The following is a 25,425-nucleotide window of genomic DNA, read 5'->3' as shown; positions in this document are numbered from 1 at the left end:
AGATAAATAATCACTAAACGAAGGAGCAAGCGAATGCGGTTAGATAAGTTATTGTTTGAGACAGGATTCGGCTCGCGTCGTACGGTCAAACGGTTGATAAAGAGCAAGCAAATAAAAGTTAATGGCCAGACGATAGCAGTGGATAATCTTAATGTGGATCCAGAGTTGCAGGAAGTTACCGTCTCAGGTACGCGGATCCACTACCAGCCGCATGTCTATTTTATGCTGCATAAACCAGCCGGCGTGGTCAGTGCTGTATCCGACGCGTCGAATCAGACGGTGATCGATTTGATCGATCCATCGCAACGGGTGCCTGGGTTATTTCCGGTAGGGCGTCTGGACAAAGATACAGAAGGACTGCTCTTGCTGACAAATAACGGACAGTTGGGTTATCAATTGTTGATCCCTAAAAAAGAAGTGACGAAGTGTTATGAAGCTGTAGTCAACGAAAGAGTCACGAGCGAGGACTTAACAGCATTTGCAGCGGGTATCGTCTTTGACGGAGGTATCAAATGCAAACCAGCTAAGTTGACGATTCTCAGTTATAGCGCTACTGAAAGCAGAGTATTACTGGAAATCAGCGAAGGCAAATTTCATCAAGTGAAAAAGATGTTCTTATCTGTTGGAAAAAAAGTCGTTTATCTTAAACGCCTTTCAATGGGACCATTGCAGCTAGACGAAACGTTGCCAATTGGCTCATACCGTGCGTTGCATATAGATGAGCTAACGGCATTGAAACCTTATTTCAAATGATTTTTTTTGCTGGAATCGAATAAATGAGTTTGAATTTAGCCTTAGACGTTGTTTGAGCGTGCTAGGCAGCTTTATTAGTCAAATGGGCTTGAATAGCGGCGGCGGTTTAACTAATGTAGTCAGTTTATTAGTCAAACGGGCCTGAATAGTGGCGGTAGTTTGACTAATGCAGCCAGTTTATTAGTCAAATGAGCTCACATAGCGATAAACTTTTGACTAATGCAGCCAATTCTATTAGCCGAACGAGCTCAAATTGCAGTAGTGTTTCAGTTTATTAGTCAAACGAGTCCGAACAGTAGCTGCCGTTTGACTAGCATCACTTGATATCGGAATGAAAATGCGTTTGGAGGAGATTGAATATGATTATTTTAGGTATGAAAGTATCGTTTCTCATTTATCATGCGTATTCTTTAAAAGATAAGCGCAGTGTGGTGAAAAGCATTATTAAAAAAACCCAAAATAAGTTCAATGTCAGTATTGCTGAGGTTGAAGCACATGATACCCTGAATCAGGGTGTGCTGGGGATCGCTGTAGTAAGCAATGATCGTAAATTAAGCCAGCAAATTTTAGATCAAGTGATCCAAGAGATCGAAGATAATGGAGAAGTCGAGATTCACTCTATTGAACGACTAGAACTGTAACTAAAAAGAAGGACCAGAGGAGTTTAGCTTCCTATGGTCCTTCTTATTTAGTTTGATGCTTCTTCCATTGGAAAAGGTGTTTCTGCTCGGATAGTTAAGTAGTCATCGCGAAAAGGGTGATCTGATTCACTATGCCACGGTTTAACATGACCGCTGAAGTGGATCAAAGCGGGTTCGTTGCGAGCCTCTGTGTACTCTAAGTTCCCAATTTTTGTCGGATGTTTTTTTTCTTTGGTAATGATGTAAGCTTGCGCATTCCAACGCGGATGGATCATCAACCAACGATCATGCAGGATAGCATTTAGGGCATCTTGATCGTGAAATTTTAACTCATCTGAATTTTCAGTAGCGAATTTTAACACTTGTTCGGATATTCTTTCAGCACGCCATTTTTCAATATCGATGACCATCATACCAGAATTAAAGTAAATATCGGAATCAGCTTCAATTTCCATAGCGTCTAGACGTTGATGGAAACCAGCGTCTTCAACGGCTGCCAATAATTTATCGCCCAAGTCGAGGTTCCAAATGGTTTCAATATCCTCTTTAGCAATAATGTCACAGTCTAAATAGATCGCCCGTTTGATATCCGTATGTTTAAGGTAATTAGGGATCGCAATCCTGAAGTAAGCCGTTTTAGGGATCCGATCGCTTTCCACCATATCTTCAAATTTGAGTGTATCAATTTGCAAATAACTGATAGAAGCATTGTATTCATTTACCATTCGATTTAAAGCATCTTTAGAAACCAAAGAAATGGCGTCATCAATCACATAAAAGTTTATTTTCGTTTCAACTTTTTTTGTTTTTAAAATCGATAAAATTAATGTAGCTAAATGTGGGACAAAGCCATCATTTGCAGCTGAAACGATTGTAATATCTGGATCATTCATATTGGTTATCTCCTTTTAAGCACTGAACGTAATTGTTCTGTTGTGCTTGTTGATTGTGTAATAGGTGAGTTAAGCATAATCTTTTACTATCAAATAATCAAACAAAACGCCTACCTTATCATAAAAGAACCCCGTGAAATGCTAAAAAATAGGCAAGCCAACTGTTTAGTTAAAAAGCAGGATTGCGAGTATAATGATTTTGAATAAGAAAATTTGTCTATAAAGGAGGTGTAGGAAATGACGGTCAAAGTAAGTTCAATTTATGTGAATTTGCCAGTAAAGGATTTGAGCCGGTCGATTGCATTCTTTAAAGCACTTGGTTTCGAATCTAATGAAGAGTTCACGGATGATAAGGGCGCAAGCTTGGTCATGAACGAGTCGATTTTTGTCATGTTGCTAACGGAAGAATTCTTTGCTAGTTTTACCCACCAGCAGATAGCAGATATTTCAAAGGAAAATGAAGTAATTCTTGCTTTGCAGGTTGAGTCAAAAGAGGAAGTAGACGAACTCGTAAATAAAGCCATCGAACATGGTGCCCAAGACAAGACGACGGCATTGAGTGAAGAAGAGGAAGCGATGATGTATTACCGCCGGATCAAAGATCTAGACGGACATCTGTGGGAGATCATGTACATGGATATGAGTGCAATGGCAAATTAATGGCCGATCCAAAGACATAAAAAGAGCTGTTTACTTTTATGTCTTTTTTACTGATTTTACGAATGAGATAAAATACGGTAAAATGAAATTAAATGATAGTGAAAAGATAGGAGGTTAGATAAATGATAGAGATACATAATGTGCCACTGATCAAAGGGACACCATATAGTGATTTAGAAAAAGGACTGTTAGCTTACAAGAAAAATCAATTGTTTCAAATTGCTGAAAACCAGCATACACCGATCCGAAAGAGTGCTACAAAAGCTGAAATTGTTGACCAGTTAAAACCGGTCATCATCGAAAAGGCAACGCATTATTTTGCGCAATTGGGTCCAAAGGCAGCACAAGTTCTTGCTGATTTAGACAGTGGTGTATTGTTAGAAACCTCTGCTGAAACACTTGCCGTTGTTCAGTCAAGTATTGAATCAGGCTACCTGTTCGCTTTTCAAGTAAAAGATGAAGTGACACTTGTCATTCCAAATGAACTCATCTCTGCTATTAATAAAAGAGAAAAACTAAAAAATCCTGCTCTTTTCTTAAGACAGTTGGAAAATGCTCGAAAAATTTATGGTACATATGATTTAAAACAATTGGTTTCGGTGTGGAATAAGTATTTCCCTCAATCATTGACCATGGAAGAAGCGACCGCATTGATTGGAATGAGACACTGATCATTAACGGAACGGATTTGGCAGAGGAGGATCTAGGGATGGTTAAGAATAAAACACAAGAAACAACCGAAAATGTCGCAAAATTTGTAGAAGAAATCAAAGACGAAAATAAACGGCAAGATACACATCAATTGATCCAATTATTCAGTCAAACGACGGGCCATGAACCTAAGATGTGGGGCACGGATATTATTGGTTTCGGGAGTTATCATTACAAATACGCAAGCGGACATGAGGGAGATGCAGCTCTAATTGGATTTTCTCCAAGAAAAGCGCAATTCAGCATTTATCTTTCTCAACCGGATAATGAAAAAAGAGCAGAAAAGTTAAACCGACTTGGCAAGCATAAAATGGGGAAAGGCTGTTTGTATATCAAAAAAAATTCTGATATCGATCTAGCTATATTAAAAGAATTAACGCAAGATAGCATGAATTTTGTGAAAGAAACTTATACTGAGTCAAAAAAGGGCTGATCGCAAAGTTGAGAAGGTTTGATTTAGTAAATACACGTAGGTAAGGTGAGAATAAATTGACAAAATTAATGATTGATACAACCTGTGATCGGAACTTAGAAATGGAGCAGCAGTATGATTTCGAGGTGATTCCGCTCAGCATAACTTTGGATAATAAAACGTATTTGGATGGTGAAGAAATCACAGTAGACGCTGTTTACGAAGCGATGCGCTCAGGGGTCGTGCCAACGACTTCTCAAATTTCTTATGGATCTTTGACAAAAGTCTTGGATAAATCTATCCAAGAAAATGAAGACATGATTTACATGTCTTTTTCATCAGAAATGTCTGGAACTTATCAATTTGCTCATCAAGTCATTGAAGAGTACAAAGAAAAATATCCTGAGCGAAAGATCGCCTTGATTGATTCAAGAGGTGGATCTGGCGGCGCAGCTCTTATCGCTTTGCAAGCATTGAAAATGATTGAAGCAGGAAAGTCATTTGACGAGATCGTTCACCAAATGGAGTGGAACATTGAGCATGTTTATTATAAATTTACCTTAAGAGATTTGAAATGGCTTGTTAAAGGCGGGCGTGTCAATAAAACGACGGGATACGTAGGAACAGCTTTGAATATAAAACCTTACTTAACGGTCGAAGATGGTTTTATCCAATTGAGCAAACTCGTTCGCGGACAGAAGAAACTTTATAAAAAATTGATTGATGATGTAAAAAAAGGTGCAGAAAATTTTAAGGACCAAACTATCGGCATCAGCCATGGCGATGATGAAGAAACAGCCAGAAAAATTGAAGCCATGATAAAAGAAGAATTGCCAGAATGCCAAACGCAATTGTTTAGATTAGGGTCAGTACTAGGAACACACATCGGAATTGGCGGTGTTGGAGTCTTTTACTTTGACGAACGCCCAGAATGGTATCAAAACTAGAGGAAAAAGATGCCACTCTTCGGTATAAGGTCGTTTCACGACGGAGTGACGCTAAATAGTCGCTCAACACATTCGTGCACCTTATATTGAGCGAAGAGTGAGATCAGTTTGGGGCGCGACTCTTCTGTGTAAGGTCGTTTCACGACGGAGTGACGCCAGATAGTTGCTCAACACATTCGTGCACCCTGTCTTGAGCGAAGAGTGAGATCAGTTTTGGGAGTCACTCTTCGGTGTAAGGGCGTTTCACGAATGAGTGGCGCCAAATAGTCGCTCAACACATTCGTGTACCTTGTCTTGAGCGAAGAGTGAGACTAGTTTTTGATGCCACTCTTCGGTATAAGGGCGTTTCACGAATGAGTGAGACCAGATAGTCATGCTATTCAACTACAAAAAAGGAAGAGGTTGAGACAAAAGTCTCGACCTCTTCCTTTTTGATGCTATAAATTAGTGATTAAAGCGGGTGTTGCGAAGTTTTGAACTGACTCTTCAAAAAGACGAATGTCACGACAAAGGCTAATGCTTCAGCAATTGGGACAGCTGCATAGATGCCATTGAGTTCAAAAATAGGTGACAAGATCAGAATTAATGGAATCAAAAAGATGATTTGGCGAGCTAAGTTTAAAAAGCTGGCCAAGCGTACTTTTCCGACTGCTTGAAAGTAGCTGGCCCAAACGATTTGGATACCGACTAGTGGGAAAGCTGCGGTCCATATGCGAATGGCTTCTACCCCTAAAGAAACAACAGCTGGTTCTTGGTTAAATAAGGTTATAACAAATTCAGGGAAGAACTGAAAGATCAAGAAACCAGTTGTACTAATGATCCCGCCAATGACGGTGGCTATTTTCAACGCTTGTTTTACACGATCGGGTCGATCTGCTCCAGTATTGTAACTGATGATCGGCTGGAGGCCCTGGATCAATCCAGCAACCATCATGATAATAAGGGTGGTCGCACTCGTTATGATACCCGCAACTGATATGGCAATGTCTCCGCCATAAATAACTAAACTTGCATTGATCACAATATTCAGAACACTATTTGCAATTTGTAGTAAAAATGCTGGTATTCCAGTCGTTAAAATATCTTTAACGTAGGCTGCTCGTAGTTTCATATTTTGAATAGCTAACTGGACATTGGCTCTAGGCCCTAAGAAATAGGCAAGTTGCCAGACCATAGACAGAAATTGACCGCCGATCGTAGCGTAAGCAGCACCTTTCATGCCCAAGCCCATTTGAATAATAAAGATGTAATCAAAAATGATATTGAATCCGGCACCGATCATCATACTGATCATGGAATTACGCGGATTTCCGTCTGCTCTTGAAAAATTATTCAATGACATGGCGACACTTTGAAAAACAGCTCCATATAAAATGACACTCAGATAATCAGTAGCGAATGGAAGAACATCACTGCTGGCACCAAGAGCTTGCAGGATAGGTTCGATAAAAATGTTTCCTAAAATCATAAAAAGCAGTCCAGCAATAATAGCTAACATTACACCGTTTCCTAAAAAGAACTTAGCTTTTTCCGTTTCCTTTTTACCTAAACTAATGGAAAAACGTGTGGATCCTCCAATACCTACCATTAAGGCAAATGCCAGCAAGACCAATGTTACAGGGAATGTAATAGACACGGCTGCTAAGCCTAGAGAACCTAATACCGGATCATTCCCAATAAATATCCGGTCGACAACGTTGTAGATCGCATTGACCAGCATTCCGATAATTGCCGGTATCGAGAATTCGACTAATAGTTTTGGAATAGAGTCGGTCTCGAGTCGATTTTTCTTGATGATGATGCACCTTCTTTTTAAATAATATGTTTAAAGCCTCGTTAAAATATAACAATGATAGCATTTTAAGTCAATGATAAGAGCCCTTTAAATACTGTTAAAACAAGATTTCCGGAAAAATCTTTATAGAAATCAGCTATTTAATAATGCGTATTATTTTGTTAAAAAAATTACATCAGCTATACTAGTTAATGTAAAGATACTCATTATAAAGAAGAGGAGATGTTAATTATGACCGATACTGTAACAGATTCAGTTAGCTCAGGGTTAAATTCATTCGTTAATTTTCTGCCAACACTATTAGGAGCTATTCTACTATTAGTTTTAGCATGGATCGTCGCTACAATAGTTAAGAAAGCTGTTCAAAAAGGGCTTAAAGTAGCCGGATTTGGCAAATTATTAACAAAATGGGGTGTAACGAATTCGCAAGAACAAGCCGAAACGACTATCGATTCTCTATCACAAGTCCTATATTTCTTAGTTTGGTTATTATTCTTACCAGGTATCTTGGGTATGTTGGGATTAGATGCGGTTGCTCGACCAATTTCTAATATGTTTGATACGGCTCTGAACTTTTTCCCTAACATGTTCGCAGCTATTGTTATCATGGCTATTGGAATAATTGTGGCTCGCTTTGTTAAAAATCTTGTCTACAACTTGGCATTGACGTTAGATGTTGACAAATGGGTCTCTAAACTTACAACTTCTAAATCAGCATTAGATGCAGCACCTTCTGCTGGCCAAAAGACTACAATGGCTAAAGTATTAGGAAACATTGTGTATATCATCATCTTGATTCCAATCGTAACGATCGCTTTAGAAACATTGAACATCCAAACGATCTCTCGTCCGATCGTCGGCGTACTAAACCAAGTGTTAGCTGCTATTCCAAATGTTATCGTAGCAGTCATTTTATTAGCAGTTGGTGTCGCTATTGCTAAATTTGTGGGTGAACTTTTAACTGATTTACTTTCAAGCACAGGTATCAATAATTTAACTAAATTTATTAAAAATTCAGGAAATATGAATTTCGACATCGCTAAAATTATTGGACAAATCGTAGCTGTTGTTATTGGTGTTTTCTTCACAGTTGAAGCTTTAAACGTCTTGAACTTAGAAGTCTTAAACACGATTGGTTCTGCAATGATCGCGTACTTGCCACTTGTTATTAGTGCATTGATCATCTTAGGAGTCGGTGTTGTAGGTGGATCAATCTTAGGAGGATTTGTTACAAAATCAACTGGGAATAAATTTGCCGGTGAAAGTTTGAAATATATTCTGATCGTTCTATCTGTCTTCATGGCTTTAGATCAATTGAAATTTGCTACAAGTATTGTTAATTTGGCCTTTATCTTGATCTTAGGTGCATTGTCTGTTGCCTTCGCAATTGCGTTTGGTATTGGCGGACGTGACTTCGCTAAGAATCAATTAGCTGAATTAGATAAGAAGATGGACAAAGAAAGTAAATCACCAAACGACCAAGGTCCAACGCTATAACAGACATACTTTTCATAAAGTTGAACTTCTAATAAAGAAGTTCGGCTTTATTTTTTTCTACAGAAAAAATGCCTCTATATCCAATGATGTTGGTGTTCCAAAAGAAATTTCTTCTGGAATAACGGGTTTGCTTGTGGAGAGCCATGGAAAAGCCTGAAGCCTAAGAGGAAGTCTTCAGGCTTTCAAGCCTCAAATAGAGCTTAATCGCTAAAGCATTAAAGCTCTATAATTCGCATTGAATTCATTACATGGCTACAAGCAACCCCTATTCCGCCTGAAATTTCGAGTAAGTGACTAAACTAATCTATTACCAAAAAAATTATAGTCTCATATTGATTGTTCAATAAATCGTATTGGTGTTCCAAAAGAAATTTCTTCTGGAATAACGGGTCGCTTGTGGAGAGCCATGGAAACGCCTGAAGCCTAAAAGGAAGTCTTCCAGGCTTTCAAGCCTCAAATAGAGTTTAATCGCTGAAGCGTTAAAGCTCTATAATTCGCATTGAATTCTGTACATGGCTACAAGCAACCCTATTCCGCCTGAAATTTCGAGTGAGTGATCCAACTGATCTAATCTATTGCCACCAAAATTAGTGTTAATTCCTCGCTATGGATAAGTTAAACAGGTAATAGATGAGTAGGGCGTGTATTAAACGTACCTTGTTAAGAGCAAGTAGCCAGAACGAGCGCTAGTTCGAGTAACTGAGAAGCTGAATTGTAAATGAGTAGCCGGAACGAGCGCTAGTTCGGGTAACTGAGGACTTGATTTTCAATTGAGTAGCCAGAACGAGCGCTAGTTCGGGTAACTGAGAAGCTGATTTGCATTTGAGTAGCCAGAACGAGCGCTAGTTCGAGTAACTGAGAAGCTGAATTGTAAATGAGTAGCCTGAACGAGCATTAGTTCGAGTAACTCAAAATAGTGGACCATTTTATTTGAATTCTTGATAGGGCTACAAGCAACTCCTATTCCAATAGAACTTTAATTAATTTATCACACTAATAAAAATAGAACTGAAAAACAGCTATAAGATAGACGTGTATCAAGACAGATTTTATTTTTAGTCAAATTTATGGTAGACTTAATGTGAGTAGTAAAGTGGGTACTTGCATGGATAGTTGATGAAAGCAAAAAACTTTTCCTATTAAACTAATTGATCATTGAATGCTCAAACAATAAAGTCGTTTGTTCTAAAGCAATTATCTTTTTGTTTTCTTCAGCAATTCTCAATCAAGTAAAGGCTTAGGTTACTGAAAATATAAGGGATGTGTCGTATATTTGAATATACTTACGGAAAAATTAAAAGAAGTTTCGCTCTCTGTTTTACCGATCGTGGTGATCGTTTTGATCTTACATTTCACTATAGCGCCGCTTGAAACCAATCTGTTATCGCGTTTCTTACTAGGTGCATTATTTATTGTTGTTGGATTAGCTATCTTTTTATTTGGGACTGATATAGGAATCAGCCCGATCGGGACCAATTTAGGAAAAGGAATGGCCAAGAGTAACAAAGTTTGGATCGTCGCTGTTGCCGGCATCGTGCTGGGGTTCTTTATCTCAATAGCGGAACCGGACCTGCATATATTAGCCAACCAGATCGCAGATGTGACTGGAGGAGCTATCAGCAATATGAGCATATTGCTTTATGTTTCTATTGGGATCGCGGTGATGATGACGATTGGTCTGTTGCGGATCGTGTTTAATATTCCTTTGTACAAATTATTAACAGGAATTTATAGTGTCATCTTTATATTAGCGTTATTTACATCAAATGAATTTTTAGCTATTGCATTTGATGCTTCTGGAGCGACTACAGGTGCGTTGACCGTACCTTTTATGTTGGCTTTAGCATTAGGTGTATCAACCTTGAAAAAAGACGGCAAGGCATCTGAAAAAGATAGCTTTGGATTAGTAGCTATTTCTTCTTCAGGAGCCATTATCGCAGTTATGATGATGAATATCTTTGGCGGTCAGGATGAACTTGCAGGAAGTTTATCAGTAGATACGTCTGGATCAGATTCCATCATAGCACCATTTATTCATTATTTTCCTATTATTATGACCGAAATTTTGGTCGCTTTAGTTCCAATCGTATCTATTTTCTTACTTTATCAAGTCTTCTTTTTGAAATTATCGAAAAAGAAATTAGTTAAAATCATGAAAGGTATTTTTTATGTTTTCTTTGGTTTAGTTATCTTCTTAGTTGGAGTAAATGCTGGTTTCATGGATGTTGGAAGTGTGGTAGGATATACTGTAGCAGCATTGGACAACACTTTTTATGTCTTGATCGTTGCTTTCGTACTAGGGATCGTAACTATTTTAGCCGAACCGGCTGTTTATGTTTTAACAAATCAAATCGAGGATGTCACAAATGGTTACGTTACAAGAAAAGTTGTTCTGACAGCACTATCGATCGGTGTTGGATTAGCAGTCCTTTTGTCGATGATTCGAATTTTGGTTCCAAGCTTGCAATTATGGCATTTCCTTTTACCGGGCTACATTTTGGCTATCGGATTAATGTATGTCACGCCTAAGATGTTTGTCGGGATGTCATTTGATGCTGGTGGCGTAGCTTCCGGCCCCATGACTGCAACCTTCATTTTAGCGTTTGTACAAGGTGCAGCTGAATCGATCGAAGGCGCAAATGTTTTACTAGATGGATTTGGCATGATCGCAATGGTGGCTATGATGCCCATCATTACATTAGAAATACTTGGTATACTATTTAAAATTAAATCTCGTAAGGGAGGATTCCACGCGAATGAGTAATACGGTTATTCAAGGTGTCGATTATGACGTGCTATTCTTAGTCGTTAATAGTGGGACCGGAAGTAAAGCATTGCAAATTGCTAAAAAGAGTGGTGTTTCAGGCGGAACCGTTTTTCGCGGTTTAGGAACAGCTTCTAATTCAGCGTTAAAATTTTTTGGTCTAGAGGATGTCAGAAAAGAAGTTCTGATCATGGCCGCACGCAAAGAAGTAGCCGAAACAGCCTTAAATGATTTAACTGAAAAATTACAATTAAAAAAAAGAAATCGTGGGATCGCATTTACGATCCCAATTGCAAATTTATTGGGAAACCGTAACTGCGTCTATGATAAAGATGCTCACGGCAGAAAGGTTGAGGATAGTATGCACCAAGCTATATTTACGATCGTTGATCGTGGCCAAGCAGAAGAAGTGATCGATGCTGCCGTTGCAGCTGGATCGCAAGGAGGAACAGTTATCAATGCCCGTGGTTCTGGCAGCCACGAAACAAGCCGACTTTTCTCAATGAATATCGAACCAGAAAAAGAAGTTGTGATGATCCTTACCGAACAACAAACGACAGATGCAGTAGTAGCATCGATAAGCAATGCCCTGAAAATTGAACAACCTGGAAACGGCGTACTCTTCACAATGGACGTAACCAATACAAGAGGCTTATTTTAAAAGATCCCAAATTTTTTATTAAACTTATTAAAAGAGGAAATCCCCAAAAGGACTAAGGTCCTATGGGGATTTTTTTATTTGTCCAGTACTTTGATCGTACAGTGGGCGAATAAAAGCCAATTCAAGAACCAATTCAAGAACCGTTTGTCCCTTTAAGGCAGCCTAAAAACTGATTTGCGGTTTAAAGCCTAAATAAGCGGTGTAAATTGAAATTACGTACTGGTTAGGTTAAGATGATAAGTATCTAGTGAATGATTTAGTAAAAAATGGTTTATTTCGTAATGGAATTTGCTTGTCAAAAAAAATAGATACTACGAGTTCACTTTGTGCGCATCAAAGAATAAAAGGAGAAGCTGATTACGATGAAAATAACCTTACAAATTTAACAGTTCCTTACTTGAAAGTGAGAAAAGCTCGAACAACAGTGAGGCAATTGGCAAACGAATTTTATAAAAAGCTATTAAAAAATAAAATCATAGACAGTATTACTGGAAAATAGCAAAGCAACAATTGTTTTTTTGTTAAACAGCTACTAGAAAAACAGAGTTACAGTGTTTCATTTTTTGGAACTAGCCACAATGAAAACAGAATGCAATCTGGGTTAATGATGTCTTGTTTCATTATTTACAGCATAATCATTTAGATTAAAACGATACAATGGAAATCAGCTCTCAAGTTCAAAACGTTGATCGGTATGATAACGAGTTGGTTAATGAGTTACAACAGGGAAGAGGGAACTGACGATGAGCCTTAACGAAAAAGAAAAGAAAATTCTAGAAATCATTCGTGAAAATCCTTTTATAGCACAACAAGAATTGGCGGATGATATTGGCTTATCCCGTTCAGCTACAGCGAATCTTATTTCAGGACTTGTCAAAAAAGATTATTTGTTAGGAAAAGCGTATGTGTTAACGGAAGAAGAACCAATCATCTGTATTGGCGGAGCGAATGTTGATCGCCGCTACTTGATAAAAGATACATTGATCCAAGGAACGTCAAACAATGTGCATTCTCGTAAAAATGCTGGAGGCGTAGCGCGTAATATAGCTGAAAACTTAGGGCGACTAGAAGAAAAAGTAAAGTTGTTTTCGGTAGTTGGCAATGATGTTGAATCGACGATCATTGAAAAGCATTCGGAACATTTTATGAATATCAAAGCGGTCGATAAAATAGAAGGGTGTGCTACTGGCACATTCATGGAAGTGATCGATTCTACAGGCGAAATGGTTTTAGGTTTAGCAGAAATGGATATTTTTGATAAAATGACGCTTGAATGGATCAATAAGCACCTTTCTGTATTAAAGCGAGCAAAATACATGATCATCGACTTGAATTGTCCTAAAGAAACGATTGAATTTTTAAGTGGTTTTGCGATCAAATACAATATACCGATTACTTTACTGACCGTTTCAGTTCAAAAACTAGCGAATCTTCCTTGTTTTTTAGGTGGAATAAATGTCTTGATCACAAAACACAATGAAACAGAAGCTCATTTTGATATGACTATCGAAACGGACGAAGATTTAAAAGAGGCTGTCAAAAAATGGTTAGATAAAGGACTAGAAAATGTCTTCATTTCTAAAGGCAGTACTAAAATGGCGTTTGGAAATCAAAAAGGTGAAGTTTCGATTTTTAATTATTCAAGTGAACAAAATGATCAGTACAATTGGGGCATGAATGAAGCTTTTTGCGCTGGCTTAGTTCATAGCTATCTGCAAGATAAGTCGATTTACGAAAGTATTGGTTTAGGGCTAACAAATGCTTTCCATACTTCTCAATCGCTTTATGTTGTTCGACCTAATCTATCTAAGAACCAATTGCAAAGTGAGTATAATGGATATTTATCAAAAGAAAAGTTTATAAATAAGTAGTGATTTTTGTTTGATGGAAATCGAAATATAAGATAGATTTCATTTGAATAATATGCTATCTTTAAAGCAAATAGAAAGATAGTGAGGAAATGAAACATGAAAATAGTGAAATATTTTGGATCAATGCTAGTAGTTGTGGCCGTTTCTGTTTTTGTGTTCATCGCTGGGATCAGCTTCTTCTCGGCACCTGACAGTAGCGGATTACTCGGATACAAAGGATATACGGTTGTGAGCGGCAGTATGGAACCAGAAATAGCAGTCGGTGATTTTATCATCGTTAGAACCGAACCCTATACTGATGTTGAAAAAGAAGATGTGATCACGTTTCAATACAATCAAGAACTTGTCACACATAGAGTGATCAATAAAACGGTTGAAGGCTTAGTAACAAAAGGGGACGCAAATAACATCCAAGATCAAGGTTTCGTAACAGAAGATGCCTACATCGGGACTCAAAAAATTCTGATTCCTTATTTTGGATACATTGTTACTTTTTTACAAAAACCGATTGCTTTTGCTATCGTTGTTGCTCTCATGGGTATCTATTTAATTCATCTGTATATTAATCCCGTCACAAAAGAGGAAGAAAAGAGCAGTATTTAAATGAACAACTGTTTATTAAAAGCATTTCCAATCGATTTTTAAAAAAAAATAAAAAGAATTTTTATACAGTATAAAACGAATTTATCGAATAGAAAGTGGATAAAATCATCCGCCTTCTATTTTTTTTTGTTTTTTTTAGGCATTTTAATGGCGTTATAGCAAAAAAATCAGCCATTAAAATAAATGAAAATCATAAAAAAATGAAACGTTATTTATATTTATTACAAATAGCACCTTTTTTTTAATAAATAGACAATTTAAATTGGCTATATCCATGAAAACGGTTTTTTTATACACTTAATATTCATTTTATGTTTTTTCATTTTAAACAAATGTTGTTTTATTGTTTGAAATCAGATGATCTCTCATACAATTTTATAACAAATACTTAATAAAGCCCATTATAATGCCATTAGTTTGATTATCAAATGAAAAAATAAAACAAGTGAATCTAAACAAAAGTTATATCTTGTAAGATGAATATTTATAGTTTTGTATAAAAACTATCTTATTTGACTTATCTTTATCCCGGGATTATAGTTACACAAGCCGAAACAAAAAAACTAAATAAAATGCGATGGAGGAGAATATAAAATGAAAAAAACATCAACAAACAACAGAAGAAAAAAATTACCATTACTACTAGGGGCATTACTGATCATCAGTGTTGCAGCATACGGAACTCGGGCATATTTCTCAGACAGTGCAACTGTACAAGGTGATATCCAATTGTCATTAGGAAATGTAGACATAACAACATCGAATGATGCCAATTGGGAATATACACCAATAGAAGGTATGGATACTCGTGCTGAAGATAATTTAGATTTAGATAGTAGTACTAGCGATACTACTGGTCAAAAATATACCAACGTACGCCCTGGAGATTCTTTTACAAGAAGCTATACTATTACAAATATTGGTTCGCTTGAATCCAAAGTAAACTTGAGCACAACGAAATATGATCTTTCAGTACTTGAAAATGATAGTGTAGATGATGGAGCATTTACAGTTTCTATTGAAAATTTAGAAAATGAATTCATTTTAGATGCCAAAGATGGAGAAGATTCAAGCAAAACATTTAAAGTAACAATAAAAGTCGATCTTGATGCTAAAGATAGTATTTCATATAACAATGCTAATAAAGAAACTGTAAATTACTTGGAACAAGCTATTTCTGTTAAGGCTGTTCAAACAAACGCAAAATAAATTAAAAACAATTAACTATAAAATATAATTTTTGGAACAAGCGGTTAGTAAAGTCAGCTAATCGTTTTGTTTCAAAATTTTTTATTACATAATAAAAATAGAGGAGGAGTATAACTATGAAGAAGCTAAAAACGAGATTGATTGCATTAACAAAATTCAGTTTAATTTGTTTGGCTTTTTTTGTGTTTTCTCCTTCCCTAAAGGCCCATGCCATGTTTAGTGATACGACCAATATCAATATGGGAATCCAGCTCAAACTCGGAACGGTAAGTCTTGCTTCGGAAAATACCACTATCAGTAATGCTGTGAATTTTACTGAAGGAGATTCCGTTTTAATGGCTTCAAGTACCCTTGCAAATGACGGCAGTCTATCTGGTAAATTAGCTTACAAGATCGATGTAACAAAAGATAATGGTACCTTATTGACTGTTGAAGAAATAAAAGATATGTCGGTTATCGTAAATTTTGGTACTGTAGCAAAAGAAGTAATGGCAAGTGCAGCATTCCTAAACACAAACAGTTTTACTTTTGCTAAGAATACCAGTGGCAGTGCAGTCATCATTGAGCCTAGTTCGATTGGTAAAGTACCCGTTACAATCAGATATAAAAGTAGCAGTCCAAAAAAGGGTGAGGAATTAAAAGTTACAGTTACATTCAGATTGATCCAATCTAATGCAGCTGATGCAAATGCCGAGCTGTTTTCAGATGAGGAAACATTAGCGAATACAGTTACGCTAGTTCCTAAAGTCATTGAAGAAAAAAGCTATTGGCCGGATATAAGTACATTTGTTAAAGCGGGACATGGGAACTATACTTACAGTGTAGAAAAGATGAAAATGCTTTTCAGTGAAACAAATAATATGACTAACCCAAATAAAAGATACATTAAGAATTTAAACAAAGCTGTGGTATATATTCAGTTACCAAGTAATGAACCTCTAACAAAACAGATTATTAAAAAAAATGGTACAAAAGAGATCAAGCAAATGTTTAATATTTCTAAACTGTCTACAGGGAATACAGCTATCAAATACGAATCTATGGAACTGGATGAAGAACATCATGGTATGATTCTTACTTTCAAATTAGAAGATAGTTATTCTTATAATCCAGATAAACCAGAGGATTCTCTTGCTTATGAAAATAAGGATAGATATGAACTAAATTTAAATATCGAAATTCAAAAATATGGTATGTATGAAGCAGAAAAATATGGTTATTATGATAATTCACACACTTATGATCAATATTTTGCTACTCGATTAGTTTTAAGTTCAGATACAGATGTACTGGTTTCAGGTGCAAATTATGCTCAGTTACCAATTAAATTAACAACGGATAAGAAGTTATTATCTTTTAAAAATTTTTATACAACTTCACCTCAGTATGTAAAGCCTGGTGACTTCAAAGATGTTCAATTGACTAAAGAAAATATTGAACTTGAAGTAATAGGTGAGAAATCAGGACAGATTTCTTCCTTATTAAATTCAAATAAGACATTCTCTCTATGGTTAAATTCCAATGAAACATTAGATACTGCTGTCTTAAACGTAAAGATTTTAGGTGATGCGGGAAATACGCTAGTCATTTCCAGAACATTAAAAAATGGAACCTCATCTTCAACTAATGCAGCTACAACTCAATCTACAAGTATAAAATCGATGAGCGCGCTTATGATAGTTGAAGAGACAGAGGAACCTACTGAACAAGCAATAGGTTCAGAAAAAAGTGTAGAAGTCCCAGATTCAGCAATAGATAAAGCGACTCCGGATGAACAAGCTGTTGACTCTTCTATTGAAGAGTCTGATGCTGAGCAAGTGACCGATGAAGCTGAGGTAGTAGAAGAAACCAAAGAAACCGTTGATTCATCTTCAGTTGAAAGTGCAGCTGAATCAATAAAAAAAACAGATCAATCTGCACCTGTAGAACCAATCAACAATGAATAGACAGACGAATCACATATGAGGGAACTAGACTAACAGTCTAGTTCTCTTTTTTTATATTTCTTTTGAAATAAGCCTTAACAAATAAAACTTTATGCCGATTATATAAGTATAAGATAGAATATAATGAAATAATAGTTTATACTTAGCTTATAAATATTAGGACCTTAAATCAAAAATTAAATTTTTATACAATATTTATTTCCAAACGTTATATTATTAATGAGGATAATAAATATACTGTATAATAATTAATTTTAATTGAATAATAGGGAGCGGTGTTTTTTATGATAAATCCAACAGTTCAAACTCACATAAAAAGAAGGAATACAAGATACCTTCGTTTAAGTTTAATTGTACTATTAGGATTTACCGCATTCTTATCTGGCTATCTGTTCCAACCTGTTTCTGTTAAAGCAATAGATGGATTGACTAATGCCTATCAAACTCACTTTTCATCAGAACAGATGGACAATAAAAAACCTATTGTAGCTATTGCTGATCCTGGCAGTACAGAAAAAGAGTTAATGGAACAAGCGAATGCTTTAAAAAAAGCCGAAAATCGAGAGGTGACCATTCTAACTTACAGTGGTTACACTATACAAACTGAAGAATCAAACACTGAAAATAAATTGGAACATAAAGTTGAAACCACAAGTGAAGGTATAAGAATGACAAATTTTTATTATAACGTGAATGCGATTTCTAAATCAACGCTATCAAAAAGATGGGACGTTAGTAAAAATAATTTTGACTTGGTAAGCGGTCTTCTTACAATCAAACTGACTATTGAAGAAGGATTAACGGTTAATGAAATCTTGACTCAGTCAAAAGGGCTGATAGAATTGTTAATGATCCATAATGCAGAGAAGGAAATCCAAGCTATCAATCTTGAAATCAAAAGTGGCAAAGAAGATTATTTCTTTGAATCAGTAAAAGCAGACACATTAGAAAGCACAAAAATGATTTATACCAACTAAAACAAAAAAATCCGGTTCTTTTATAAAAAAAGAATCGGATTTTTTGTTTTTTTTTTGAACAAACCATCTAATGTAACCGTTTTACTTAAAAAACTATGATACAATAAGAAAAGCTTATTGTAGTGAATAAATCAGGTAAGACAAATATGTTTAGCATAGTCAAGGAGGAATAAGCATGTCAGGATGGACAATAGTTGGTGTTGTGGTAGCAATTGTATGTGTCATTATTCTTTATTTATATTTACAAAACACCCAACTAGAACGAACACAAATTGAAATAAAAATCCCATTTACAGGGGAAAGTTTAAGCGGAGCAAAAATAGTTCAATTGAGTGATTTGCATTTGCCGCGTCAAGGCGTATCGGTAAAAAAATTGATTGAAAAAGTAGCAAAAGAAAAACCGGATATGATCGCATTGACCGGTGATTTGATCGATGTGCGAGATGATTTTCCGCAAGAAGAATTAGGATTCTTGGGTCGCTCACTAGTTGAGATCGCTCCAACCTTTGCAGTGACCGGCAATCATGATCTAAATTCAGGGCATCTACAAAAATGGGAAGCAACATTAACTTCTGTAGGTGTAAGAGTATTGATCGATGAAGCGGATTGGTTACCGATTGGTGAAGCTGGGATAGTTGTGATGGGTTTGTCGGAAAAAGAAGATTTTAGTGTAACACCAAAGCCTATTTTAAGAGGTGTAATGATAGAAGAATCTTTGCGGACAAAGCCGCGTATTTTATTAGCCCACCGTCCAGAATTATTCGAAGAGTACTTAATGGATCTAACACGTGTACCTGCCCTCACGCTTAGCGGGCATGCTCATGGAGGACAAGTGAGATTACCTTTCTTAGGCGGCTTGTTCTCGCCAGGACAAGGGAAGTTTCCAACATTTACTAACGGAATCTATTATGACCCTGAAATGCCGGCTTACCGGATGATGGTCAGCCGTGGTATCGGGAATTCGACTTTCCCACTTCGTATCAATAATCGACCAGAAATAGTCGTTATCGTCCTGCATTAAGAAATTAAAAATAAGCAATCAAAAGGGGAAGTGACTAAACACAAAGCCAGTATTTTGTGTTTAGTCACTTTTTTTTATTTTGTAAGTGTTTTCTTTTGAAGTTTGAGACGCTCTTGTTTAAACTGAAGGTAACAAAGTTTGGGAGGCGGATAACTATGGTAGAAAGCTTATTAGACAGAATGGCGTTAAACAATGGGTACACGATTCCGGGAATTGGATTAGGAACAAGCGGAATGACAGGAAAAGAGGCTGAAGATGTCGTTTTTTCAGCAATTATGAAAGGTTACCGACTAATCGATACAGCTTCACAGTATGATAATGAAGAAGATATTGGGCGCGGGGTCAATCGTGCTATCAGTTCAGGTATTTCTCGTGATGAAATCTTTTTAGTTACCAAAATTTGGAAAACGGATGCTGGATTTGATAAGGCTACTCAAGCTTTTGAAGCAAGTTTAAAACGATTGAATCAACCTTATGTAGATCTATTGATGATCCATTGGCCTGATAAAGACGATGCAGTGAATTTAGATACGTGGAGAGCGTTAGAAGCTATTTATGAATCTGGCAGAGCTAAATCGATTGGAGTATGTAATTTTAGCAGAGGCGATTTAGCTGAATTGTTAAAAGAAGCAAAAGTACGTCCAGCAATCAATCAATTTGAAATTTATCCTGGAAATCCAAATGAAGACTTAAATGACTTTTGTGATTCTGAAAATATTGTAAGCATGGCTCACAGTCCATTGAAAAGAGGCAATATCAGCAAAGAACGCCATTTGACAACGATTGGCGAAAAATATGGCAAGACAGCATCACAAGTAGCATTACGCTGGGATACCCAACGAGATGTCATTCCAATTCCAAAATCCAGCAACAAAGACCGTATTCAAGAAAATATCGAAGTATTTGATTTTAAGCTATCAAATGAAGACATGGATACAATCAACAAGCTAGATAAGCAGAATAGAGATCGAAATCCTAACAGTTTGATTCGTTCTGAAGTTATGAGAGGACGCAATCATAGAGAGAAAAAGCATGGAGCAAATAAAAAATGACTATTAAATACTGAAATTTATAAATAAAATAGGTATATTAATGAATAAATGGGACTTTATAACTAACTGATCTCTCAATTGCCAATGGATAAAGTGTTTTTAAAGCACCAATTATCTATTGGCTTTTTTTAGAAAAAATAAAAATGACAAATGTTTATATATACTTTATTGTTTAATCATTCATTTTGATCATAATTTGCCTGTTGTAGTGCAGATTATGAAATGAAAATTTGATTAAAAAATGATATAGTTATTTTACATAATAAAAAAGGAGTGAAGCCGTGAAGAATAGGAACAAATGTTTATCATTTAACTGTCATTTGCCTTACTACCTCTGTCCCTCTCCTAGCTCGTACACTGACTTTTAAGGACAAAAAAGTATACCTATACCCCATATGTTTTTAATTTATCCCTACTGAAAACGATCACGTATACCCACGATTTGTCTGGCAAACTTATCTTTACGGATGGTTTTTTAAATTTATCTAATCATAATATCCAACTATACATCATCCTCATCTACTCACAATACCCCATGCCAAGTTGTGGTAGAGTTGGATCCCCGTACCAAAAACCGTATTTATACGTCCTCGAAAGAATCGTCTAGCGGTATAGACGATTCTTTGTTTAGCGAAAAATAGTTCTGCTTCGCTTAGGTCGAATAAGTAAAAATAAGGATGCGGGAAGGAGGATCACTATGAGATTATTAATGGATTCAAGTTCATTAAGGCGTCTAGAATTACTGGAATTATTAAATGGCAGTGATGAATGGTGGATAGTTGAGGAGATCGCGTTGTGGTTAAATTGCTCTGTCCGCACTGTTAAAGCAGACATTTTCTATTACAACACTTTCTCCAGCAATTCCATTAAACTGATCACATCTAATCACCATGGAGTAAAATTGATTTTACCAGCTTATTTTCAAATGGAAAGTATTTATCAAGAAATTTTAGCTGATAACGTAAACTATCAACTATTAGAATGCTTGTACCAAGAAAAATTGGAATCTATTGAAGATTACGCTGAAAAATTATTTACCAGCACATCTTCTATTATCCGCAGTATCAAACAAATCAATTTATTTCTTGAAGAATATAATTTGACCATTCAAAAAAAACCTATGAGGATAATAGGGTCAGAGAAACAGATTAGGTATTTCTACAGTATTTTTTTCTGGGAAAAATATGGGACTAAAATGGCTGGAAACCAACATGTTGAATTCACTGAAGCCAGATGTATGATACAAGAACTTGAAAAAAAAACAGACTTAACTCTATCACATATCGTGGAAAATAAAATAGCTATCTGCTTGCTTATTTGCCTCGAACGTATCAGCAAAGGATACATACTGCAGGAATATACAGCTCCTATTAAAGTGAGTCAGACGGTTCTAGCAATTATTGAAGATCTCTTGAAAGATATACCGCTGACTATTCAAAAGTCAGAAGTCGAATTTATGGGCTTTTATTTTACTGATCAACATCTGAATCCTGAGCCTCAACTCAACCAATTGTCAAAAGAATTACTGGCTATTTTTCAATACATTGGCCAATTTTTAACAGATTTTTCTGAGAAATATTCTTTTGTGCTGCCAAATAAAGACGTTGTGCAACGAAATATTTTTCATCATATCGTCTACAATAGAGAATTTCAAGGAAGCAATTTTTTTCTGATCAATCACACTAAGAATACGTTGGTGAATATTGATAGCATGTACCATCCGTTTATAGAATTAGTTTTTGAAGAAGTGGAAAGTAGATCTAACAGTAGGTGGATAATGGAATCAAAACAAGAATTTATCGAGCTCTTGTATCTTTTGATCGTTTATTGGGAAGGGTTGACAGCTCAGATCTTGTACTTACAAGAAAAAACAAATGTGTTGATTATCTCTCAATTTGGTAAGGCTCATGAATTTTTTTTAGCAGATATTTTAGAGAGCTATTTTCCTAATGAATTACATTGCTTTAGCGAGACGGATAAAAAATTCAAGGATTCAGAAATAGAAATTGTGGTAACAGACACTCAAGTAGAAGAGATCCGGAAGAATCCACTAAATGAAGTTCCTGTTATCGGTATTGAGTATGCGCCAAATGAACGAAATTGGAAAATGATTCGAAATGTTCTAACTGAGATCAAGAAAAGCAAAGAGGAAGGCAGCAATTGAATCAATGCGTGCTCTGATTTCAATTAAGAAAAGAAATATGGTATGATAAAATAAAAAAACGGTTGCACTAAAAGTGTGAACGGATAATTAGGTGGGGTTGAAAATGGTATTAAACTTAGGAATTATTGGAACAAATTGGATCACGAATCAATTTGTGGATGCAGCAATCGCTACACAAGAGTATCAACTAGTAGGAGTGTATTCAAGATCGATCGAAAAAGCCAAGTCTTTTGGCGTTCCGTACCAAGCAACGGTATTTGAGACTAGTTTAGAAGCCTTTGCAACAAATTCAGATATTGATGTTGTTTATATCGCTTCTCCAAATAGCATGCATTACGAACAAGCAATCACTTTGATGGAAGCTGGCAAACACGTAATAGTCGAAAAACCGATTTTTTCTAACCCACGCGAATGGGTCGATGCAGCAAGAGTAGCTGAAGAAAATAAGGTGTTTTTATTTGAAGCTGCTCGTCATGTGCATGAAGAAAACTTTAAAATCGTCAAAGAAGAAGTGAAATCACTTGAAAATATGCAAGGGGCAACCTTCACTTATATGAAATATTCTTCTCGTTACGATGCCGTTTTAAGAGGTGAAGAGCCAAACATCTTCTCATTAGACTTTTCTGGAGGAGCTCTAGCCGATTTAGGGGTCTATCCATTGTATGCAGCCCTTGCGTGGTTTGGCGTTCCGGAAACAAGTCATTATTTCTGTACTAAGATCGCAACAGGCGTAGATGGAAAAGGGACGATCATCTTACGCTACAAAGAATTTGACGTAACGATATTAACCGGTAAAATCGTTAATTCCTTCTTGCCAGCTGAAATTTATGGCTTGAATAAAACCTTGTCAATGGACAGTATTGAATCGATCACAACGATTGACGTTATCGATTGCAGAACAAAATTGAAAGAAAGCATCGCGAAAAAAACGTCTGAAAATCCAATGATGGATGAAGCGAAAGATTTTGCCGATGTGATCAACTTCCCTGAAGACATTAATAAGCAAAAAGAGTACAAAGAATGGCTGACTTTGAGCCAACAAGTGAACCAATTGATGACCAATCTACGTAAAGATGCCGGCATCGTTTTTGCGGCAGACAAACGATAAAATAATACGAATGAGGAGAAGCTCGAATAGTTAATTCGAGCTTTTTTCATTTTTCTATCAAAATAAGGACGGTGGATAACAGAAAAGTTAGCCGAAAGCGAATAATTTTGATATGATAGAGGTTGACAGCAACACAAAAGAAACGAGGATTAAATGATGATAGAAAATAGTTTACCCGCATTTAAACAATATTGGGAAACATTAGCATATAAAGAACCTTCTGCTATTCAAGAAAAAGTGTATGAACCTTTAAAAACCGGAAAAGACGTAGTAGGGATCTCACCAACGGGAACGGGTAAAACAGTGGCCTATACTCTTCCAACCCTTGAACAAGTTGAACCTAAAGCAGGTTTACAAGTTGTTATCTTGACGCCTTCACAAGAATTATCAATTCAAGTCGGAGAAGTAGTCCAAGAGTGGGCAAGCCAACTTGGGTTAAACGCTCAAACCATCATCGGTGGGGCAAACTTAAAACGCCAACTGGATAAATTGAAAGAAAAACCAGAGATCATCGTTGGGACTCCAGGACGTATCTTTGAAATTTCTGAAACCAAGAAATTAAAATTACATGCCGTAAAAACAGTTATTTTGGACGAAGCAGATCAATTGTTGCAACAAGAGCAATTGGCAACCGTCAGAAAATTAGTCAATAAAATGCCAGGACAACGCCAAATGGGCTTCTTTTCGGCTACCAGCAATGAATTGATGGAAGATTTAAACAAATGGTTCAATGTGGACCCAGAATGGATCGATGCCACAGAGGATGATCGTTCTAAAGGCGAAGTGCTGCACGCATATATCGAAACACCGACGCGTAAACGTGTCGAGACGCTTAGACGTTTGACACATATGAAGGATTTCAGAGGATTGGTTTTTGTCAACAATGTTGCTAATTTGACATTAGCTTTTGAAAAACTAACCTATGAAGGAATCTCAGTAGCCGTCTTACATGGTGAAAAATATAAGACCGAACGCAAACAAGCTTTACAACAGTTTCGCGATGGCAAAATTAAATTATTGTTAACAACGGATGTCGGGTCTAGAGGATTAGACATTCAAGGCTTACCGTATGTGATCCAATATGATGTCCCTTTGACGAAAGAAAGCTACATTCATCGCTCAGGCCGCACTGCTCGTATGGGTAAAACAGGGACTGTTTTAACGTTAGTGAATGAACGAGAATTAAGAGAATTCAAGAAATTGATCTCGTCGTTGGAAATCAAATTAAGCCGCGTTTATTTACACGGTGGCGAAATTGTGAAAGAACTTCCGGTAGCTGAAGAACAGCCGGAGAGAGTTGAAGCTGTAAAAGCACCGGTCAAAGTGAAAAAGACTATCAAACCAGCTGCAGCGAAACCGAAACCGGAAATCGTCGAACCGGTTTTCAAAAAGAAAAAGCACCGCAAAAAAGTGGACAAAAATAAAGGTGCACGCAGAAAAACAAAAAATAAAGAGACAAACCAAACGAAAAATGAAGAGGCTGGTACATAACCAGCTGAGAATAAGAAAAGGGGTCTGCTATCAGGAAACTGATGAACAGACCCCTTTTCTGTACATATCGATTGTTTAAAAATAGTGCTGGTGTTCTAAAATAAATTTCTTCTGGAATAACGGGTTTGCTTGTGGAGAGCCATGGAAACACCTGAAGCCTAAAAGAAAAGTTGTCATAGTTGTTGCTGCTTTAGTAGCTTACAAACATGATGCACTTGGGCGGTATTTGCCCACAGTGCTTCATTTTCG

At 36.5% G+C, this 25,425-nt stretch carries 22 protein-coding genes; 20 read left to right on the top strand and 2 right to left on the bottom strand.

Annotation, left to right across the window (positions count from 1 at the left end):
- Positions 1–33 precede the first annotated feature (33 nt).
- Both J7E16_RS00825 and J7E16_RS00820 read left to right on the top strand, forming a co-directional pair.
- On the top strand, positions 34–753 hold the full coding sequence (locus tag J7E16_RS00825) for a pseudouridine synthase (RefSeq protein WP_214887561.1): 720 nt from the start codon (positions 34–36) through the stop codon (positions 751–753).
- A 359-nt stretch (positions 754–1,112) separates the two neighbouring features.
- A complete protein-coding gene (locus tag J7E16_RS00820; RefSeq protein ID WP_214887643.1) occupies positions 1,113–1,394 on the top strand; it encodes a DUF503 domain-containing protein in 282 nt (93 codons plus the stop codon).
- Between the two features lie 47 nt (positions 1,395–1,441).
- On the opposite strand, the gene J7E16_RS00815 is transcribed toward J7E16_RS00820, so the two are convergent.
- Positions 1,442–2,287 (bottom strand): glycosyltransferase family 8 protein, encoded by an 846-nt coding sequence (locus tag J7E16_RS00815; protein ID WP_214887558.1) that lies wholly within the window; start codon positions 2,285–2,287, stop codon positions 1,442–1,444.
- A gap of 237 nt (positions 2,288–2,524) precedes the next feature.
- Between J7E16_RS00815 and J7E16_RS00810 the strand changes: the two genes are divergently transcribed.
- From J7E16_RS00810 to J7E16_RS00795, 4 genes are all read left to right on the top strand, one after another.
- On the top strand, positions 2,525–2,947 hold the full coding sequence (locus tag J7E16_RS00810) for a VOC family protein (protein ID WP_214887555.1): 423 nt from the start codon (positions 2,525–2,527) through the stop codon (positions 2,945–2,947).
- A gap of 122 nt (positions 2,948–3,069) precedes the next feature.
- The gene (locus tag J7E16_RS00805) at positions 3,070–3,618 is read left to right on the top strand and encodes a hypothetical protein (protein WP_214887552.1); all 549 of its coding nucleotides are present in this window, start codon (positions 3,070–3,072) and stop codon (positions 3,616–3,618) included.
- Between the two features lie 38 nt (positions 3,619–3,656).
- A complete protein-coding gene (locus J7E16_RS00800; protein WP_214887550.1) occupies positions 3,657–4,091 on the top strand; it encodes a DUF1801 domain-containing protein in 435 nt (144 codons plus the stop codon).
- 56 nt (positions 4,092–4,147) lie between these two features.
- The gene (locus J7E16_RS00795; RefSeq protein ID WP_214887547.1) at positions 4,148–5,017 is read left to right on the top strand and encodes a DegV family protein; all 870 of its coding nucleotides are present in this window, start codon (positions 4,148–4,150) and stop codon (positions 5,015–5,017) included.
- A 451-nt stretch (positions 5,018–5,468) separates the two neighbouring features.
- Here the strand turns inward: J7E16_RS00795 and J7E16_RS00790 are convergent, their stop codons facing one another.
- Positions 5,469–6,782, bottom strand: a complete 1,314-nt coding sequence (locus J7E16_RS00790) for an MATE family efflux transporter (RefSeq protein ID WP_353049845.1) — start codon at positions 6,780–6,782, stop codon at positions 5,469–5,471.
- A 261-nt stretch (positions 6,783–7,043) separates the two neighbouring features.
- On the opposite strand from J7E16_RS00790, the gene J7E16_RS00785 reads away from it, so the two are divergent.
- The 14 genes from J7E16_RS00785 (at position 7,044) to J7E16_RS00720 (ending at position 25,176) form a co-directional block, all read left to right on the top strand.
- A complete protein-coding gene (locus J7E16_RS00785; RefSeq protein WP_214887544.1) occupies positions 7,044–8,309 on the top strand; it encodes a mechanosensitive ion channel in 1,266 nt (421 codons plus the stop codon).
- Positions 8,310–9,582: 1,273 nt separating this feature from the next.
- Positions 9,583–11,073, top strand: a complete 1,491-nt coding sequence (locus J7E16_RS00780; protein WP_214887541.1) for a DUF1538 domain-containing protein — start codon at positions 9,583–9,585, stop codon at positions 11,071–11,073.
- A complete protein-coding gene (locus J7E16_RS00775) occupies positions 11,066–11,734 on the top strand; it encodes a P-II family nitrogen regulator (protein ID WP_034545539.1) in 669 nt (222 codons plus the stop codon). Before J7E16_RS00780 ends, J7E16_RS00775 begins: the two co-directional genes overlap by 8 nt.
- Before the next feature lie 247 nt (positions 11,735–11,981).
- Positions 11,982–12,233 (top strand): hypothetical protein, encoded by a 252-nt coding sequence (locus J7E16_RS00770; RefSeq protein WP_214887538.1) that lies wholly within the window; start codon positions 11,982–11,984, stop codon positions 12,231–12,233.
- Positions 12,234–12,477: 244 nt separating this feature from the next.
- Entirely contained in the window at positions 12,478–13,605 is a 1,128-nt protein-coding gene (locus J7E16_RS00765) for a carbohydrate kinase (protein WP_214887536.1), read from the top strand.
- Between the two features lie 96 nt (positions 13,606–13,701).
- Positions 13,702–14,208 carry a signal peptidase I gene (locus J7E16_RS00760; protein ID WP_214887534.1) on the top strand — a complete coding sequence of 169 codons (507 nt, stop codon included), beginning with the start codon at positions 13,702–13,704 and terminating at the stop codon, positions 14,206–14,208.
- Between the two features lie 594 nt (positions 14,209–14,802).
- Positions 14,803–15,417 (top strand): TasA family protein, encoded by a 615-nt coding sequence (locus J7E16_RS00755; RefSeq protein WP_214887532.1) that lies wholly within the window; start codon positions 14,803–14,805, stop codon positions 15,415–15,417.
- Between the two features lie 116 nt (positions 15,418–15,533).
- Complete coding sequence (locus tag J7E16_RS00750) at positions 15,534–17,363, top strand: hypothetical protein (protein ID WP_214887531.1); 1,830 nt, start codon at positions 15,534–15,536, stop codon at positions 17,361–17,363.
- Positions 17,364–17,647: 284 nt separating this feature from the next.
- On the top strand, positions 17,648–18,340 hold the full coding sequence (locus tag J7E16_RS00745; RefSeq protein ID WP_214887529.1) for a hypothetical protein: 693 nt from the start codon (positions 17,648–17,650) through the stop codon (positions 18,338–18,340).
- A gap of 175 nt (positions 18,341–18,515) precedes the next feature.
- Complete coding sequence (locus tag J7E16_RS00740; protein WP_214887527.1) at positions 18,516–19,361, top strand: metallophosphoesterase; 846 nt, start codon at positions 18,516–18,518, stop codon at positions 19,359–19,361.
- A gap of 155 nt (positions 19,362–19,516) precedes the next feature.
- Complete coding sequence (locus tag J7E16_RS00735) at positions 19,517–20,413, top strand: aldo/keto reductase (protein ID WP_214887525.1); 897 nt, start codon at positions 19,517–19,519, stop codon at positions 20,411–20,413.
- A gap of 697 nt (positions 20,414–21,110) precedes the next feature.
- The gene (locus tag J7E16_RS00730) at positions 21,111–22,577 is read left to right on the top strand and encodes an AcpB/EbpR/MafR family transcriptional regulator (RefSeq protein ID WP_214887523.1); all 1,467 of its coding nucleotides are present in this window, start codon (positions 21,111–21,113) and stop codon (positions 22,575–22,577) included.
- 103 nt (positions 22,578–22,680) lie between these two features.
- A complete protein-coding gene (locus tag J7E16_RS00725; RefSeq protein WP_214887521.1) occupies positions 22,681–23,685 on the top strand; it encodes a Gfo/Idh/MocA family protein in 1,005 nt (334 codons plus the stop codon).
- Between the two features lie 153 nt (positions 23,686–23,838).
- Positions 23,839–25,176, top strand: a complete 1,338-nt coding sequence (locus tag J7E16_RS00720; protein ID WP_214887519.1) for a DEAD/DEAH box helicase — start codon at positions 23,839–23,841, stop codon at positions 25,174–25,176.
- The last annotated feature ends 249 nt before the right edge of the window (positions 25,177–25,425 follow it).

This window comes from Carnobacterium sp. ISL-102 (assembly GCF_018612935.1).
Classification (GTDB): domain Bacteria; phylum Bacillota; class Bacilli; order Lactobacillales; family Carnobacteriaceae; genus Carnobacterium_B; species Carnobacterium_B alterfunditum.
This window is presented reverse-complemented; position numbering and strand designations above follow the sequence as displayed.

Coding starts and splice junctions, on each gene's coding strand:
- J7E16_RS00760 (WP_214887534.1), top strand. CDS start 13,702: ATGAAAATAGTGAAATATTTTGGATCAATGCTAGTAGTTGTGGCCGTT.
- J7E16_RS00815 (WP_214887558.1), bottom strand. CDS start 2,287: ATGAATGATCCAGATATTACAATCGTTTCAGCTGCAAATGATGGCTTT.
- J7E16_RS00725 (WP_214887521.1), top strand. CDS start 22,681: ATGGTATTAAACTTAGGAATTATTGGAACAAATTGGATCACGAATCAA.
- J7E16_RS00740 (WP_214887527.1), top strand. CDS start 18,516: ATGTCAGGATGGACAATAGTTGGTGTTGTGGTAGCAATTGTATGTGTC.
- J7E16_RS00730 (WP_214887523.1), top strand. CDS start 21,111: ATGAGATTATTAATGGATTCAAGTTCATTAAGGCGTCTAGAATTACTG.
- J7E16_RS00735 (WP_214887525.1), top strand. CDS start 19,517: ATGGTAGAAAGCTTATTAGACAGAATGGCGTTAAACAATGGGTACACG.
- J7E16_RS00820 (WP_214887643.1), top strand. CDS start 1,113: ATGATTATTTTAGGTATGAAAGTATCGTTTCTCATTTATCATGCGTAT.
- J7E16_RS00805 (WP_214887552.1), top strand. CDS start 3,070: ATGATAGAGATACATAATGTGCCACTGATCAAAGGGACACCATATAGT.
- J7E16_RS00810 (WP_214887555.1), top strand. CDS start 2,525: ATGACGGTCAAAGTAAGTTCAATTTATGTGAATTTGCCAGTAAAGGAT.
- J7E16_RS00750 (WP_214887531.1), top strand. CDS start 15,534: ATGAAGAAGCTAAAAACGAGATTGATTGCATTAACAAAATTCAGTTTA.
- J7E16_RS00755 (WP_214887532.1), top strand. CDS start 14,803: ATGAAAAAAACATCAACAAACAACAGAAGAAAAAAATTACCATTACTA.
- J7E16_RS00785 (WP_214887544.1), top strand. CDS start 7,044: ATGACCGATACTGTAACAGATTCAGTTAGCTCAGGGTTAAATTCATTC.
- J7E16_RS00775 (WP_034545539.1), top strand. CDS start 11,066: ATGAGTAATACGGTTATTCAAGGTGTCGATTATGACGTGCTATTCTTA.
- J7E16_RS00765 (WP_214887536.1), top strand. CDS start 12,478: ATGAGCCTTAACGAAAAAGAAAAGAAAATTCTAGAAATCATTCGTGAA.
- J7E16_RS00825 (WP_214887561.1), top strand. CDS start 34: ATGCGGTTAGATAAGTTATTGTTTGAGACAGGATTCGGCTCGCGTCGT.
- J7E16_RS00800 (WP_214887550.1), top strand. CDS start 3,657: ATGGTTAAGAATAAAACACAAGAAACAACCGAAAATGTCGCAAAATTT.
- J7E16_RS00720 (WP_214887519.1), top strand. CDS start 23,839: ATGATGATAGAAAATAGTTTACCCGCATTTAAACAATATTGGGAAACA.
- J7E16_RS00745 (WP_214887529.1), top strand. CDS start 17,648: ATGATAAATCCAACAGTTCAAACTCACATAAAAAGAAGGAATACAAGA.